The sequence below is a fragment of the Flavobacterium urocaniciphilum genome (assembly GCF_900110615.1).
Classification (GTDB): domain Bacteria; phylum Bacteroidota; class Bacteroidia; order Flavobacteriales; family Flavobacteriaceae; genus Flavobacterium; species Flavobacterium urocaniciphilum.
The window spans coordinates 60,212-75,836 of record NZ_FOEI01000003.1 but is presented as its reverse complement, the minus strand read 5'-3'; the positions used below and the strand labels follow the sequence as shown (position 1 = coordinate 75,836).

Below are 15,625 nucleotides of genomic sequence, written 5' to 3'. Positions count from 1 at the left end.
TAAGCGTAGATTAACTTCTGCGCTTTTTTATTTTCAATATGTTAATGCATGATAATTTCTACAAATTGATCCACAGATAAAGGTTTGTTGAATAATTTCTTTACATAGGTATTTTCATTTGCTTTTTTTAAATCGTTTGGATCTAAAGTAGAAGAAAGCATATAAATTTCTGTTTTATTTTTTAGTTCTTCTGAAAGCGCATCATAGTTATTTAGAAATTCAAAACCATCCATTCCAGGCATTTTAATATCTAATAAAATGATCAAATGTTCAATAGAATTATAATTAATGGCATTCAACCAATCCATACCTTCTTTACCATCATTAACCACATGGTAATGAAAATTTTCAAACGTTTTTTTTAACAATTTAGTTGTTATCAGTTGATCAATTAAATTGTCTTCAATTAATAATATGGATGCATTAGTTTGCATAATTTAGAGGTAATAAAATTGTAAAAATTGTTCCTTGATTTATTTGTGAACTTGCCGTAATTGTTCCTTTTAAAACTTTTACTGCTTCCATTGTAATGTATAGTCCTAAACCAGAGCCTATATTGCGATTGGTTCCAAAAAACATGTCAAATATTTTTGGTAAATTTTCTTTCTCAATACCTAATCCATTATCTTTTATTTCAATTTTACACCAATCATTTTCCTTACTGATATTGATTTCTAATTTTTGCTCTTTTTTATTTGGGTCGCTATATTTATAGGCATTTGATATTAAATTATTGAAAATTATTTTTAATCGTAGCCCATCACTCACTATCTCTTTTATTCCTATGTGTTTTTCTATTTTTAAATTTTTTACATTTTCTGAATAATTATTTTGTTGTAGAGAATCGTCAATTAATTGGTTTAAGTCTATAATTTCTAACGATTTATCCGTTCTTTTATTACGTGAATAATCAATAATGTCTATGATAAAACGATCTTGTTTGTTTATGGTTTCTTCCATTAAATCAAAATAATATCTGATTTGTGTTACATCCTCTTCGTCTTTGGCAATTTGAACTAATCCTTTTAAAGATGTTAACGGCGAACGCAAATCGTGAGAAGTGCTATATACAAATCGATCTAATTCTTGATTGGCAACTATCAGATTATCGTTTTTTAATTTTATTTCTTTGGCCGATTCTAATAATTTCTTCATGGTTAAAGAAAAATAAAGCCCAACACAACTTATGATTATCAAGATGAAAAAAATATTAGCAAATATTAAATAGCTTTTGGTTTTCCATGAACCTTTTACCATAGCGTCTGTGAAATTTCTTTCAACAATTGTAAATTTTTCACTAATTATTTCAATTTTTTGTAGTAAAGTGGTTTTTTCAACTTCTGTTAAATTTGAAGCGATTATATTGTTTCGAACTTCTCTTCCAAGTAACGTTAATTCTTCTGATAATTTATTTGCATTCGCCCATAATCCAAATGCTTCCGAGAACAATGTAGTGCTGTGAAACTTTTTAAAAAGCCAAATAATATCATCCAAATCTTCTTCTTTATCTCTGGCTGCTCGAAGTCCAACTTTTACTAATTCATCATCTGGATTAACATTTAATTGTTCAAATGCAAGTTTAGCACCATCTATGACTTTTATTTCTCTTAAATAAAACTCCCAATATTTTTTGTTATTAGTATGTACATACATGATAAGATACCGTACTGCATCTTTCTGTGCTTTAGAATATTGAGATTCGCCTGTAACGTATGCTCTATTGGCAGATAAAATTCTAATGGTAGAATAATTTAATAGTATAAGCGAAGCACATGAGAAGAAGATGATCCCAAAAAGTAAGTATATACTAGGATATTTTATTTTATCTTTCAATTTTTGATTCATTAGTTTTAAGTTTTAATCACTAACATGTCGAATCGCCTTTGCTTTTAAAAGGAATGCTAAAGGAAATTAATAAAATAAATTTTGGGTCATTTGCGAACTCTAAATTACTAATTTTTAATCACATAGCAAAAAAAATTAATAAAAACATTCTGTCAAATTTTTAGAAATAAAAAATCCCAAATTCATCATTTTGACGGAATTTGGGATTTTTAATATTTGGAATTTTAGTTGTTATTCTATTTCAGAAATACGTAACGTATTTACCATTCCTTTATTGGCTATTGGCATAGCAGCTAAATTTACAACCATATCGCCTTTTTTCACATATTCTCTTTCTTTACAAATTAAGTTGATATCATCAATTGTATCATCTGTACTGGTAAACTTATCGTAATAAAACGCTCTAACACCCCAAAGTAAATTCAATTGAGTTAAAATGCGTTTGTTAGATGTAAATACTAAAATAAGTGCGTGTGGTCGCCAAGCAGAAATTTGGAAAGCCGTATAACCACTATTTGTTAAAGTAGTAACCGCTTTTGCGTTTATACTATCTGCCATTAGCGCTGCATGAAAACAAATTGATTTCGTAATATATCTGTTGTTTCTTTTATTTGGAGCGTTATGAGGAACCGTAATTAATGGTGAATCCTCAACACTTTCAATAATACTTGTCATGGTTTGAATAACTTGAACAGGATAACTTCCAACAGAGGTTTCTCCAGAAAGCATTACAGCATCGGCACCATCCATAACCGAATTGGCTACGTCATTTACTTCTGCTCTAGTTGGAGTTAAACTCGTAATCATGGTTTCCATCATTTGAGTTGCCACAATAACAGGTATTCTCGCCAATTTAGCTTTTAAAATTAATTTCTTTTGAATTAAAGGAACTTCTTGTGCTGGAACTTCAACTCCTAGATCTCCACGAGCAACCATTAAACCGTCGCAAGCATTCACAATTTCGTCAATATTATCAACCGCTTCTGGTTTTTCAATTTTGGCTACAATTGGAATTTTATGATCCGAATGTTTTTCAATTAAATCTTGTAAATCTTTAATGTCTTCTTTCGTTCTAACAAAAGAAAGTGCCATCCAATCAACTTGGTTTTCACAAGCAAAAATAGCGTCTTTAATATCTTTTTGAGTTAAAGCCGGTAATGAAACTTTAGTATTTGGTAAGTTAACTCCTTTTTTAGATTTTAAAGGTCCGCCTTGTACAACTTTACAAACAACTTCATCTTTTTTATTAGTTTCAACAGCTTCAAAAATTAATTTACCATCATCTAATAAAATTCTTTCACCTGGATTAACATCCTTTGGAAATTCTTTGTAATTCATATAAACTCTTTCCGCAGTACCGGCAACATCTTCAGCCGTTTGGAAAGTGATAATATCTCCAGGATTAACTACTACATCTTCTTTCATTACACCTACTCTCAATTTAGGACCTTGTAAATCGGCTAAAATTGAAGTAGTGTATCCAAACTCTTCGTTTAATCCTCTAATGATGTCAATTCTTTCTTTTACATCAGTATAATCGGCATGAGAAAAATTAATTCTGAATACATTTACACCAGCGTCAATCATTTTTTTAATTACTTCTCTCGTACTACATGCTGGACCTAATGTGGCAACAATTTTTGTTTTTTTATTTGTATGCATTTTTAAAAAATTAAATTGTTTATCGATTTTATTTTGTCTGTTTCTACTTTATATACAGTTGAAACATCTTTTATTTTACTTATTTTATTTATTATTTCCTGACTATTAAAACTAAAATCTACATTATCAATTTTTAGTAAAAAATCGGTAGTTTTTAACTCCGGAATTAAATTCATCGTAATCGTATCTTCTACAAAGAAACCAATATTAGAATTATTAGAATAGAAATTCGTTTTATTTTTTATTAAATCCCAAGTTAAATCTTGTTTATCATCTTCGAAACAAAACCTGGAAAACTTTCCAATCCCATCGTTTGATTTGATGGTTATGTCGTTTTCATTTTTCGACAATAATAAATTTAAATTAGCATTAATTAAAAAAGTTAATTTAAAATCTTTTAAAGTTGTGTGTATGGCAATGAGTTCAAAATCATTTGAATCAAAATCATCTAATGTTAGTTTAAGATTTGCCATTAAATTTTAAATTATCTTGTAAAGATAGGATTAAAAAATCGGTAAAAATTATTGCTTTTTCTCAATTAAATCTTGTAAAGCAAAAAAGGCTCTTTTAGAAGCTGTTTCTTCAGCTTTCTTTTTAGATGTCGCTCTTGCTTTACTCACAACTTCTTCGTCAATGAATAATTTTACGCCAAAATATTTTATTCCTTCTTTACCATTGTCTTCAAAAACATCAAATCTAAATGATTTTTTTTCTTTTTGACACCATTCAATGATTAAGCTTTTGTAACTAATTACTTTTCCTTCTAAGCGTTCGATATTTACATATTGCTTGATGATTTTTTCATGAATGAATTTTTCACAATATTCAAATCCTTTATCTAAATATATCGCACCAATAAAGGCTTCAAAAATATTTCCATGAATATTATCACCAAAATGAGAAGGATTTACTTTGCTTTCCACAAATTGAACCAATTTAAAATCTCTTCCTAATTCATTCAAATGCTCTCTACTTACAATTTTTGAGCGCATTTTAGTTAAATATCCTTCGTCTCCAGTTGGAACTTTATTGTATAAATGAGCAGCAATTACACTGCCTAACATCGCATCGCCTAAAAACTCCAAACGTTCATAACTAATTGGGTTTCCTTTTTCGTCTAATTTGTTGGCAGAACGATGAGTAAAAGCCTTTTCGTAATATTTTAAGGTATTTGGTTTGAACCCTAAAATTTGGCTTATTTTTTCAAAAAAAACCCCATCTTGATTAGAAGAAGGGGATTTTTTCAATATTTTTTTTAATATGCGACGCATATGTTACTCTTCTAATTTTTTGAATAAAACACAAGCATTATGTCCACCAAATCCAAAAGTGTTACTCATGGCAACTTTAATTTCTCTTTTTTGAGCTTTATTCAATGTTAAGTTTAATGATGGATCGATGTTTTCATCAACCACACTATGATTAATAGTTGGAGGAATAATTCCGTTTTTAATTGCTAAAATAGAAGCAATTGCTTCAATAGCACCAGCCGCTCCAAGTAAGTGACCTGTCATTGACTTAGTAGAGTTGATGTTAATGTTTTTAGCATGATCACCAAAAACTGCACTAATCGCTTTTAATTCGGCAACGTCACCAAGTGGAGTAGAAGTTCCATGCGTGTTGATGTGGTCTACTTCTTCTGGTTTCATCCCAGCATCATTTAAACAGTTTTGCATAACTGCAATAACTCCAATTCCTTCTGGGTGTGGAGCAGTTAAATGGTAAGCATCAGATGATAAACCACCACCACCAACTTCACAATATATTTTAGCACCACGTGCTTTTGCATGTTCGTATTCTTCAAGAATTAAAGCTCCAGAACCTTCACCTAATACGAAACCATCTCTAGTTGCGTCAAATGGTCTTGATGCTGTTTCAGGAGATTCGTTTCTAGTAGACAAGGCTTGCATTGAGTTAAAACCACCCATACCTGCAATTGTTACTGCAGCTTCAGAACCACCAGACACAATAACATCACACATTCCTAAACGGATATAGTTGAAAGCATCTACTAAAGCGTTAGCTGAAGAAGCACAAGCTGAAACAGTTGTATAATTTGGACCCATGAAACCATTTCTCATAGAAATATGTCCAGGTGCAATATCAGCAATCATTTTAGGGATGAAGAAAGGATTGAAACGTGGAGTTCCGTCACCTTTTGCATAATTTAATACTTCTTCTTGGAAAGTTTCTAAACCTCCAATACCAGCTCCCCAAATAACTCCAACTTTATATTTGTTAAGTTTTTCTAATTCTAAACCAGCATCTTTAATAGCTTCATCACTAGCTGCGATAGCATATTGCGCAAATTTATCTAATCTACGCGCTTCTTTACGATCCATATAGTTTTCAATATTGAATCCTTTAACTTCGCACGCAAACTTAGTTTTATGTTTTTCAGTGTCATAATAAGTAATTGGCGCAGCACCGCTTTTTCCGCTAATTAAAGCATCCCAATATTCTTGAATGTTGTTACCAATTGGAGTTAAAGCTCCAAGACCTGTTACTACTACACGTTTTAATTGCATAAATTTTTTTTTAGTTATATAGAAAAACCCAATGTGTCTAATTTTTAATAAATGAGAAACATTGGGTATTACATAAATGTTTTTTATGTGAATGATTGTAATACAATCAATGTTTTTACAAATCTAAACAAAGATTTTTAAAAACAGAAACAAAAATAACAACATCCGTATAAAAATAAATTTACACGGATGAATGGTTATTATTTCTTAGCTTCTTCGATGTAAGAAATTGCTTGACCTACAGTAGCAATGTTTTCAGCTTGGTCGTCTGGAATTTGGATATCAAATTCTTTTTCGAATTCCATAATTAGCTCAACAGTGTCTAATGAATCAGCACCTAAATCGTTTGTGAAGCTTGCTTCTGCTACAACTTCGTTTTCGTCAACACCTAATTTGTCCACGATAATCGCTTTTACTCTTGATGCAATGTCTGACATAATCTTTTAATTTTAATTTAATTTGTTGGCAAAAATAAAAAACTTTATTTTAAAACAACATTTATTGTTAATAAATATGACCACGAATGTATAAAAAATTCTTTCAATAGCCTAATTCTCTATCTTTTTCTGTTAAAATATTTTTTCTATTTATGCGTTTAAACCTATTTGAATTGCTATTTTTGTGTCAAAATAAGGTAATTTGTTATTATAACAAGTTGAAAAAATCAATTTACATGAAGAAGATTGTACTTTTTGCTTCCGGCAATGGTTCTAATGCAGAAAACATAATGGCACATTTTGATAAATCAAGTCAAGGAACTGTAGTCGGTGTGTTCACTAACAATCTGCATGCCAAAGTATTAGATAGAGCAAAAAAGTTTAATGTACCCACTTTTGTATTTAATAAAGCAGAACTTTTAGAAGAAACTGTTTTAAACCAATTACATGAATTACAGCCCGACTTAATAGTATTGGCAGGTTTCTTGTTAAAATTCCCAACTCATATCATCAATGCGTTTCCAGATAAAGTAATTAATATTCATCCTGCCTTATTGCCAAATTATGGCGGAAAAGGAATGTATGGAATGCATGTGCATCAAGCGGTTTTAAATAATAATGAAAAAGAAACAGGTATTACGGTTCATTATGTAAATGAACATTATGATGAAGGTGCTTTCATTTTTCAACAAAGTGTCAATATTGAAAGTTGTACCACTGTAGAAGAAATTGCACAAAAAATTCACGAATTAGAAATGGAACATTTTCCAAAAGTAATAGCAGAATTGTTATAAGGTTAGACTTCTTAGAAAGTCAAACCGGCAAAATTTTCTTAATTTTAAATTTAATTAATCGAACAATCTAATAATCTAAATAATCTAATAATCTAATAATCTAACATGTCTTACCAAGTTCACATATATACTGACGGCGCGGCAAAGGGAAATCCTGGTCCGGGTGGTTATGGTGTAGTTATGGAAATGGTAGGCACGCCTTATAAAAAAGAGTTTTACGAAGGATTTAGACATACTACTAATAATCGAATGGAATTGTTAGCAGTTATTGTTGGTTTAGAAAAATTAAAAAATCCGAAAACAAATGTTTTAGTCGTTTCCGATTCCAAATATGTAGTTGATGCGGTTGAAAAAGGTTGGGTTTTTGGTTGGGAAAAGAAATATTTCAAAGACAAAAAGAATCCCGATTTGTGGATGCGATTTTTAAAAATATACCGAAAACACAATGTAAAATTTATGTGGATTAAAGGTCATAATAACCATCCTCAAAATGAACGTTGTGATCAATTAGCTGTAATGGCTTCGCAACAAGAAAAACTAAACATTGATACTTATTACGAAACAGAAGAACAGAAATTGATGTAAAAAAAAATACCTGATTTTTTAAATCAGGTATTTTTTTAAGATACTGAATCAACACTTCGACAAGCTCAGTGTGACAGTTCGTGAAAATTTTATTCTTCTTCGCTTAAAGCATTCCAGCCTCTAGCTTTTAATTCGATTTTTGTGTTGGCACGAGTTACTAAATGAATGCCTTCGCTTTCTGCAACCATATGTCCGATTACAGTAAAGTTCGGATTACCTTTTATTTTTTCGAAATCTTCCATTTTAATAGTGAACAATAATTCATAATCTTCTCCACCATTTAAGGCAATTGTAGTAATGTCGATATTGAATTCTTCACACGTATTGATTAATTGCGGATCTACCGGAATTTTCTCTTCATATAAATTACAACCTAACTGACTTTGTTTACAGATGTGCATTATTTCAGAAGATAAACCATCAGAAATGTCAATCATTGCCGTTGGTTGAATTTCCAATTGTTCTAAAATTCCTTTTACGTCTGTTCTAGCCTCAGGTTTAAGTTGACGTTCTATTAAATACGTATAATCGTCTAAAACGGGTTGATTGTTTGGGTTAACTTGAAAAACTTGTTTTTCTCTTTCTAAAACTTGTAATCCCATGTATGCCGCACCTAAATCGCCAGAAACCACTAATAAGTCAGTTTGATTTGCGCCATTTCGATAAGCAATATCGTCTAAATTTGCTTCTCCGATAGCAGTAATACTAATAATTAATCCTTTTTGAGAAGAAGTGGTGTCGCCACCAATTACATCAACTTCATAAGCATTTGCGGCTAACGTAATTCCTTCAAAAAGTTCTTCCAAAGCTTCTAATGGGAATCGATTTGAAACAGCAACAGAAACCGTAATTTGAGTTGGAGTAGCATTCATCGCACAAATGTCTGAAATGTTTGCCACAACCGCTTTATAACCTAAATGTTTTAAAGGCATATAGGCTAAATCGAAATGTACACCTTCAATTAATAAATCAGTTGAAACAACAGCTTTTTTATCTTTAAAATCTAAAACAGCAGCATCATCTCCAATACTTTTTAGTGTACTTTCTTTAGAGATTTTAAAATGTTTAGTTAAGTGGTTTATAAGTCCAAACTCACCTAAACTTGCAATACTGGTTTTCTTCTGATTTTTATCTTCTAACATGAAATTAATTTTTTGCAAAGATAAGTAATTAACTGAAAACTGAATATAGAGTATTATTTGGTAAAAAAGGAAGATTAAATATTGAAAAAGTTAACCTTTAAATAACGAGAACAATAATGTAAGTTAACGTGCCGATTTTAGTTTTGTCTCGTTAAGTAATTCAAACTTTTAATTAGTAGTTTTTTGTTTGTATGTACTATAACGATTTGGTTGTGTTTAGGTAATTCCTATTTTCATTTATTGCGAGAGTTAGTAATCGGAATAAAATAAATGAAAAGTACAAAAGGCTGGGTTCTCCAGCCTTTTTTTATTTGTTTAACTCTTGAAGTTTATCATAAATTAAAGAAGATTCATAGCCTTTGCGAAGTAAAAAGTCGACAAATTTTTTATTTTTTTTAGGTCCTTTTTGTTCTTTAATGGATGCCCAATTTTTTTCAGCGAGAGTGTGAAAGTTTTCTAAATAAATATCGTTTGGAATTTCTTTTAAGGCAATATCTATATTTCTTTTGGTAATTTCTCTGAATTTTAATTCTTGAATAATTCGGTTTTTGCCCCAGCCTTTATAATTGTGTTTTCCTCTAACAAAACTTTTAGCAAATCGTTCTTCGTCAATAAATTTGTGTTCAATAAGATGGATGATAATTTTTTCTTTGGCTTCCGGAATTAAAAAAAATGAATTGAGTTTTTGCTCTACTTCTTTATGACAACGGTCTTGGTACGAACAGTAGTATTCTATTTTGTCGTAGATTTCTTTCAAGGAAAAAGCGTTTTTGCTAGTTTTCAATTCTTTAACAATTTAATAATGTAGAAAATATTTCATTATACAAAAATAATACGTTATCTTTACGGGCTTTTTTTTAAGCAACCCAAATTTAATTAAAAAATTAAGATATCTATGAAATTACGTTTGTTAATTTTTACTTTGTTGTGCTCTGTTGTGAGTTGGGGGCAGACTAATCCTGTTGCTCAGGTGTTACCTTATTCTCAAAACTTTGCTTCATTTACAGGTGCTACAACTGCTTATCCATCTGGTTGGCAAGGTTGGACAATTGCTGGAAGTTTAGCAGCAACATATCCAACGACTGCGCCAAATGGTAATCAAGCTTTAGCTGGAACTACAAACACATCTACAACAGCCCATGTAGGTGATTTTAATGGTAAATTAGGTATTATGTCAACAGGTTCTGCAATGAAAACAATCTGTTTGTCAATAAATACAACATCAAATACAAATATTCAAGTATCATTTCTTGCAGCAACCCAAAGAACTGAAAATACAAGACAAAATGAATTAGGACTTCAATATAGAATTGGAAATACAGGGACATTTACTGATGTTGCGGCTTCTGGATATTTGAATCAGATGACACCTACAAATACTACTGGAACTACTTCAGTTAATCCATTAACAATTAATTTAACACTACCAATTGCCTGTGAAAATCAAGCAGAAGTTCAATTAAGATGGTTGATTAGAGATGTATCAGGTTCAGGAAACAGACCTGGTTTTTCTATTGATAATGTAAGTGTTACTGGTACAACTTCTTCAAATACTATCACAACAAGTTCAATAACAGGAAGTCCTTTTTGTGTAACAACTAACGGCGGCACAGCGGTATCAGTGCCGTTTACTAGTACTGGTACATTCACTGGTAATACCTATACAGCACAATTATCAAATGCAGCAGGTAGTTTTGCTTCTCCAACAAATATTGGTACTTTAGTAAGTAACGCGAATTCTGGAACTATTTCTGCTGGAATTCCAGCAAATACACCAACTGGAACTGGATATAGAATAAGGGTAATTTCTAACGGACCTGCTGTAACTGGAGGTAATAATGGTTCAGATTTGACTATAAATTTAGGCTCTGTTACAATTGCGCCTACAACAACTCAAACAATTCCAGTTGCTACTAATGGAACATTGCTTACAGCAACTGAATAAGCAGGAGCAATTAGTAGACAATGGTATATGAGTACCACTAATGGTGGACCATATACATCTGCAATACCTGGTGCAACTACAACAACTTATACGCCAAATTTTGCTATTGTAGGTACCTATTATGTTGTTTGTGAAACTACTTATTGTGGAGGTTCTCTAACTTCAACATCGGGTCAGGTTCAAATAAATGTTGTTAATCCTCCTTCTAATGATTTGTGTTCAAGTGCAACTTCATTAACAATAAATGCAGCTCCAATTTCTGGAAATATAACAAGTTCTAGTGCAACGGCAGGATTAGGTTATGGTCCTACTAAAAAAGATGTATGGTATTCTTTTACACCAAGTTGTACTGGAACCCATACAATAACTGTTACGGGTTATACAGGAGATATTGATGTTGATGTATTTACAAATTCATGTCCGGCATCTGGAACAGGGACTTTTACTTCTCATGGCTCAGGAACATCTGAAATAATTTCACAAACATTTACAAATGGTGTAACATATTATGTTCGCGTTTTAGCATGGGACACTACTGCTGAAACGACTGCTTTTACTATAGGAGTTGTTTCAAGTAATGGTTTGTCAATTACAAACTCTGGAAGTCCAGCTACAGGAAATGTTTTAACGAACACTACGTCAGTTTTATTTGGATTTGATGTTACGCCAACTTCGTGTACTACTAGTTACGATTTAACAAATGTTACAATTACTAAAACAGGTACATCTACAACTGCAGATTTATCAAACATTAGAATTTATTTTGATGCAGATGGTAATGGAGTTGTAAATGGTGGAGAGAGTTCTGTTTCAGGAGCAGGAATTTCATTAGCAAATACTATGAATTTTACATTAGTGGGACAAACTGGATTATCAGTGATAAGAAAATATTTGTTAGTAGCTGATGTTAGTGCAAGTGCCACTTCAGGAAGAACATTTACCGCTTCCTTAGCTTCGGCAGATTTAACAGCTACTACAACTCCTAGCGGTGCTGTATCAGGAACTGCAGTTGGTAATACTCAAACAATTATTGCGCCAGATGTAGCTTTTTCAGTTGTTTCAGCAACTGTAAGTGAAGATGGTGTAGTTTATAATTTACAAGCTGTTAGTAGTATCATTGGGTCTCATACTGTAAATATTTATGTTTCAGGTGGAACTGCAATTAATGGTACTCAATATAATTTTGTTCCAGTTACAGCAACATTTGCATCTTCAACGACTTTTACAACATCTGTCACTATTAATGACAATAGTACATGTGATGGAAGTACAAATGTGATTTTTGGATTAAATAGTAATGTTAACTGTCAAATAGGAACTAATAATACTTTACAGCTATCTATTTATGATAATGAACAAGTTAATAGTACATTAAAATCTTTGAGTTTTGAAACTACAGATGATTGGTCATATACTACAACCGGAACAGGAGCAACAAATACAACTACAAATAAATATTTTGGTACCAAATCATACAGAATGGATGGAGCGGGAAGTTTAACAACTAGTAACATGTCTTTAGCAGGTTATTCAGATGTAACTTTAACTGTTGCATTTGCATCATTTGGTGTAGATTCTGGAGATGATTTATTTTTAGATATTTCTTATGATAATGGAGTGACTTGGACAGGTACGGGAAGTATAAAATTAGTTGATGGATTTAGTAATGCTGGAATTAATATGGGTAGTACAAATGCTTTAGATCCTACAACTGTAGCCACAAATCCATGGATTGTTAATGTGCCTTCAAGTGCTACTCAAATAAGTGTTAGATTAAGATCTGTAGGTATTATTGCTGGAGAATATTATTTTATAGATAATATAATTTTAAAAGGAAATCAATGTGTTATTCCTTGTGTACCAACACATACCGTAACATCTTTTACACCAACTTCGGGACCTGTTGGGACAGAAGTTACTATTAATGGAACAGGATTAACTGGAACTACAGTTTCATTCTCTGGTATTAATGCAACAATAGTTTCAAATACAGGTACTCAAATTGTAGCACTAATTCCAACAGGTGCAACAACTGGAATAATGTCAGTAAAAGACAGTCAACCTTGTACTATTGATAATGCTTATACAATTATTACTAAAGAAAACTCTTCTTGTGAAGGATCTGCAGCTATTACAGATTTAATTATTTATGATATACACGATGAAAAAACGGGTTCGGGTGGATTCATTACTTTATTCAATGGAACAGCTGCCCCTGTTAATTTAGCAAATTATACACTATGGAGAACTTCTACACATGATGATGGAAATGAAATAGATTATGCTAATTTAACTGGTACAATTGCTTCAGGAGCTTTAGGTATTTTGAAAGTTTCTGCAGGAAGTTGTGGGCCTGCTTCAACAAATGGAACTATTGATGGTGGATTTAATGAAAATGATGGAATTCAATTAAGAAATGCAGCTGGAACGGTTGTAATTGATGATGTTGATACTTATCCAACAGCGCCAGGTTATTATATGGTTAGAAATAATGGAGCATTACTTGCAAGAACTTCTTATGTGGCTGCAGATTGGTCTACAATTCCTTTAGCAGCAGGCGAATGTTATCCTAGTGCTGGATTGACATTGCCTTCTACTGGAGCGCCTCCAGTTGTAACTACTCATCCAACTTATGTGCCATCTTGTGGAATAACTTCTGCTGTTTTAACAACAGCAGGAACTGAAGGTTTTGCAGGTGGTTTAGGTTTGGCTTATCAATGGTATTATGCGGCTCCTGGTAGTGTTACATGGACTGCTGTTACAGATGGAGGAATTTATAGTGGCGCAACTGCTGCTACTTTAAATATTTCAAATATTACAGGAGTAATAAACTATCAATATTATTGTCAAATTAGAGAAAATACTGCAACTTGTTATAGTGCTACAAATGCTATAAAGATTACAGATACAAATGCCTCTACTTGGGACGGTACAACTTGGATTGGAGGTACGCCAACAATTTCAAAAGCTGCCATAATTGATGGAACGTATGTAACAGGTACTAATGGAGATTTCAGTTGTTGTAGTTTAACAGTGAATGCGACAAAATCATTAACCATATCTTCAAATGGGTATGTTGAAGTTCAAAACAACGTAACCAATAACGGAACATTAAATATCTTAAATAATGGTTCGTTAGTACAAATTGATGATGCTGGTACAAATACAGGTAACATCAACATGGAGCGTATTGCAAATATTCGTTTACAAGATTATGTGTATTGGTCGGCTCCTACATCAAGTGCAGCTGGAGCGGCTAATTTCCCAATAACAAGTGTTTCGCCAGCAACTCCAACAAGTGTAATTTGGAAATGGGATCCAGTTGGGGCTAATTATAACGGTGGTTTAGGTATGTGGATTAACACTACAGAAAACATGATTAAAGGTAAAGGATATATTGTTAGAGGTCCATCTGGAATAAGTAATTCAACAACCACTCCTTTAAACGTTAACTTTATTGGTGTTCCTAATAATGGAGTTATTCCTTTTACAATACAAAGAGGTAACGACTTAAATGCTGGTACTCCTGGTCCGAATGGTGTTATGAGAACAGTTAAAGATGATAATCATAATTTAATTGGAAATCCATACCCATCTGCTATTGATGCCGATTTGTTTATTGATACGTATGGAAATCCAGCAAAACCTGCTTTTTATGCAGATATCGAAGGCTCTGTTAGAATTTGGTCTCACAACACTTTACCTTCATCATCAATTGTTGATCCTTTTTATGCGGATTATCAATCGAATTATACGGCTAATGATTATATTATTTATAATAGTTTAGGTTCTCAAACTGGACCAGCTACATTCAATGGTAAAATTGCTGCAGGTCAAGGATTTTTTGTAATAATGAACGATGGTGCTGCAGGTACTAATACAATAAATTTCAAAAATTCTTTAAGAAGTAGAACGTTTAACAATAGTCAGTTTTTTAGAACAAATTCAAATGTTGCACAATCAGGTAATGGTATAGAAAAACATAGAATTTGGTTAGATTTAGTGTCTTCAAATAATTCTGTGGTTAGAACTTTAATTGGATATGCAAATGGCGCAACTAACCAAAAAGATAATGTTTTTGATGCAATTGCTGATTCTAAGAATAGTTATAATTTATATTCTGTTTTAGATAATGAAGTGTTAACCATTCAAGGTAGAACATTACCGTTTGATGTTAATGATAAAGTACAATTAGGTGTTGCTGCTCCAGCTTCTGGAACATATAAAATTGCTATTGCAACTGCTGATGGTATTTTTAGTAATGTAACTGGAAATCAAAAAGTGTATTTAGAAGATACAGAACTTAATGTAATTCATGATCTTACAAGTAGTCCTTATCAATTTACAATTGCCCAAGGGAAAAATAATACCCGTTTTGTGTTGCGTTATACTGAATCTACATTATCAAATGAGTTAATTTCTTTTGATGAAAATGATATTAACGTGTATTCAGATGATCAAATACATATTAATTCTAAAAATGAAACTATTCAAAAAGTAGATGTATATGATACATTAGGTAGATTGATATTTCAAAACAAAGATGTAAACAACAACAATTTAAATGTTGCTATTATGGAAAATAACATTCCATTAATTGTTAAAATCAGTTTAGAAAATGGCGCAATAGTTTATAAGAAGATTATACATTAATTAATAAATATATAAGAATTTAACAAAAAAGGAG

General features: G+C 31.7%; 13 protein-coding genes. 4 read left to right on the top strand and 9 right to left on the bottom strand.

Features of this window, described 5'->3' with window-relative positions:
* Positions 1–41: 41 nt before the first annotated feature.
* From BMY86_RS07160 to BMY86_RS07130, 7 genes are all read right to left on the bottom strand, one after another.
* Positions 42–434, bottom strand: coding sequence for a response regulator (locus BMY86_RS07160; protein ID WP_091467023.1), 393 nt, complete (start codon positions 432–434; stop codon positions 42–44).
* Positions 424–1,845, bottom strand: a complete 1,422-nt coding sequence (locus BMY86_RS07155; RefSeq protein WP_091467021.1) for a sensor histidine kinase — start codon at positions 1,843–1,845, stop codon at positions 424–426. Before BMY86_RS07155 ends, BMY86_RS07160 begins: the two co-directional genes overlap by 11 nt.
* Positions 1,846–2,076: 231 nt before the next feature.
* Positions 2,077–3,507: a pyruvate kinase gene (gene pyk, locus BMY86_RS07150; protein WP_091467018.1), complete on the bottom strand. Its 1,431-nt coding sequence runs from the start codon at positions 3,505–3,507 to the stop codon at positions 2,077–2,079.
* 2 nt (positions 3,508–3,509) lie between these two features.
* Positions 3,510–3,980, bottom strand: a complete 471-nt coding sequence (locus BMY86_RS07145; RefSeq protein WP_091467015.1) for an IPExxxVDY family protein — start codon at positions 3,978–3,980, stop codon at positions 3,510–3,512.
* A 48-nt stretch (positions 3,981–4,028) separates the two neighbouring features.
* Positions 4,029–4,778: a ribonuclease III gene (gene rnc / locus BMY86_RS07140; protein ID WP_091467012.1), complete on the bottom strand. Its 750-nt coding sequence runs from the start codon at positions 4,776–4,778 to the stop codon at positions 4,029–4,031.
* A gap of 3 nt (positions 4,779–4,781) precedes the next feature.
* Complete coding sequence (gene fabF, locus BMY86_RS07135; protein ID WP_091467010.1) at positions 4,782–6,035, bottom strand: beta-ketoacyl-ACP synthase II; 1,254 nt, start codon at positions 6,033–6,035, stop codon at positions 4,782–4,784.
* 200 nt (positions 6,036–6,235) lie between these two features.
* Positions 6,236–6,472, bottom strand: a complete 237-nt coding sequence (locus tag BMY86_RS07130) for an acyl carrier protein (RefSeq protein WP_002988156.1) — start codon at positions 6,470–6,472, stop codon at positions 6,236–6,238.
* Positions 6,473–6,708: 236 nt separating this feature from the next.
* On the opposite strand from BMY86_RS07130, the gene purN reads away from it, so the two are divergent.
* Together purN and rnhA are read left to right on the top strand one after the other, a co-directional pair.
* Positions 6,709–7,266 (top strand): phosphoribosylglycinamide formyltransferase, encoded by a 558-nt coding sequence (purN, locus tag BMY86_RS07125; protein WP_091467008.1) that lies wholly within the window; start codon positions 6,709–6,711, stop codon positions 7,264–7,266.
* A 105-nt stretch (positions 7,267–7,371) separates the two neighbouring features.
* On the top strand, positions 7,372–7,851 hold the full coding sequence (rnhA, locus tag BMY86_RS07120; RefSeq protein ID WP_091467005.1) for a ribonuclease HI: 480 nt from the start codon (positions 7,372–7,374) through the stop codon (positions 7,849–7,851).
* 89 nt (positions 7,852–7,940) lie between these two features.
* Here the strand turns inward: rnhA and thiL are convergent, their stop codons facing one another.
* Positions 7,941–8,993 (bottom strand): thiamine-phosphate kinase, encoded by a 1,053-nt coding sequence (thiL, locus tag BMY86_RS07115; protein ID WP_091467002.1) that lies wholly within the window; start codon positions 8,991–8,993, stop codon positions 7,941–7,943.
* A gap of 307 nt (positions 8,994–9,300) precedes the next feature.
* Positions 9,301–9,750 (bottom strand): regulatory protein RecX, encoded by a 450-nt coding sequence (locus BMY86_RS07110; protein WP_245745616.1) that lies wholly within the window; start codon positions 9,748–9,750, stop codon positions 9,301–9,303.
* 138 nt (positions 9,751–9,888) lie between these two features.
* On the opposite strand from BMY86_RS07110, the gene BMY86_RS07105 reads away from it, so the two are divergent.
* The gene (locus BMY86_RS07105; protein ID WP_091466999.1) at positions 9,889–10,938 is read left to right on the top strand and encodes a hypothetical protein; all 1,050 of its coding nucleotides are present in this window, start codon (positions 9,889–9,891) and stop codon (positions 10,936–10,938) included.
* A gap of 27 nt (positions 10,939–10,965) precedes the next feature.
* Entirely contained in the window at positions 10,966–15,591 is a 4,626-nt protein-coding gene (locus BMY86_RS07100; protein ID WP_091466996.1) for a lamin tail domain-containing protein, read from the top strand.
* Positions 15,592–15,625: the final 34 nt, after the last annotated feature.

Excerpts from the sequence above, each read along its gene's own strand:
- BMY86_RS07160 (WP_091467023.1), bottom strand. The coding sequence starts at position 434 with ATGCAAACTAATGCATCCATATTATTAATTGAAGACAATTTAATTGAT.
- thiL (WP_091467002.1), bottom strand. The coding sequence starts at position 8,993 with ATGTTAGAAGATAAAAATCAGAAGAAAACCAGTATTGCAAGTTTAGGT.
- pyk (WP_091467018.1), bottom strand. The coding sequence starts at position 3,507 with ATGCATACAAATAAAAAAACAAAAATTGTTGCCACATTAGGTCCAGCA.
- BMY86_RS07155 (WP_091467021.1), bottom strand. The coding sequence starts at position 1,845 with ATGAATCAAAAATTGAAAGATAAAATAAAATATCCTAGTATATACTTA.
- purN (WP_091467008.1), top strand. The coding sequence starts at position 6,709 with ATGAAGAAGATTGTACTTTTTGCTTCCGGCAATGGTTCTAATGCAGAA.
- BMY86_RS07100 (WP_091466996.1), top strand. The coding sequence starts at position 10,966 with ATGAGTACCACTAATGGTGGACCATATACATCTGCAATACCTGGTGCA.
- rnhA (WP_091467005.1), top strand. The coding sequence starts at position 7,372 with ATGTCTTACCAAGTTCACATATATACTGACGGCGCGGCAAAGGGAAAT.
- fabF (WP_091467010.1), bottom strand. The coding sequence starts at position 6,035 with ATGCAATTAAAACGTGTAGTAGTAACAGGTCTTGGAGCTTTAACTCCA.
- BMY86_RS07130 (WP_002988156.1), bottom strand. The coding sequence starts at position 6,472 with ATGTCAGACATTGCATCAAGAGTAAAAGCGATTATCGTGGACAAATTA.
- BMY86_RS07105 (WP_091466999.1), top strand. The coding sequence starts at position 9,889 with ATGAAATTACGTTTGTTAATTTTTACTTTGTTGTGCTCTGTTGTGAGT.
- rnc (WP_091467012.1), bottom strand. The coding sequence starts at position 4,778 with ATGCGTCGCATATTAAAAAAAATATTGAAAAAATCCCCTTCTTCTAAT.
- BMY86_RS07145 (WP_091467015.1), bottom strand. The coding sequence starts at position 3,980 with ATGGCAAATCTTAAACTAACATTAGATGATTTTGATTCAAATGATTTT.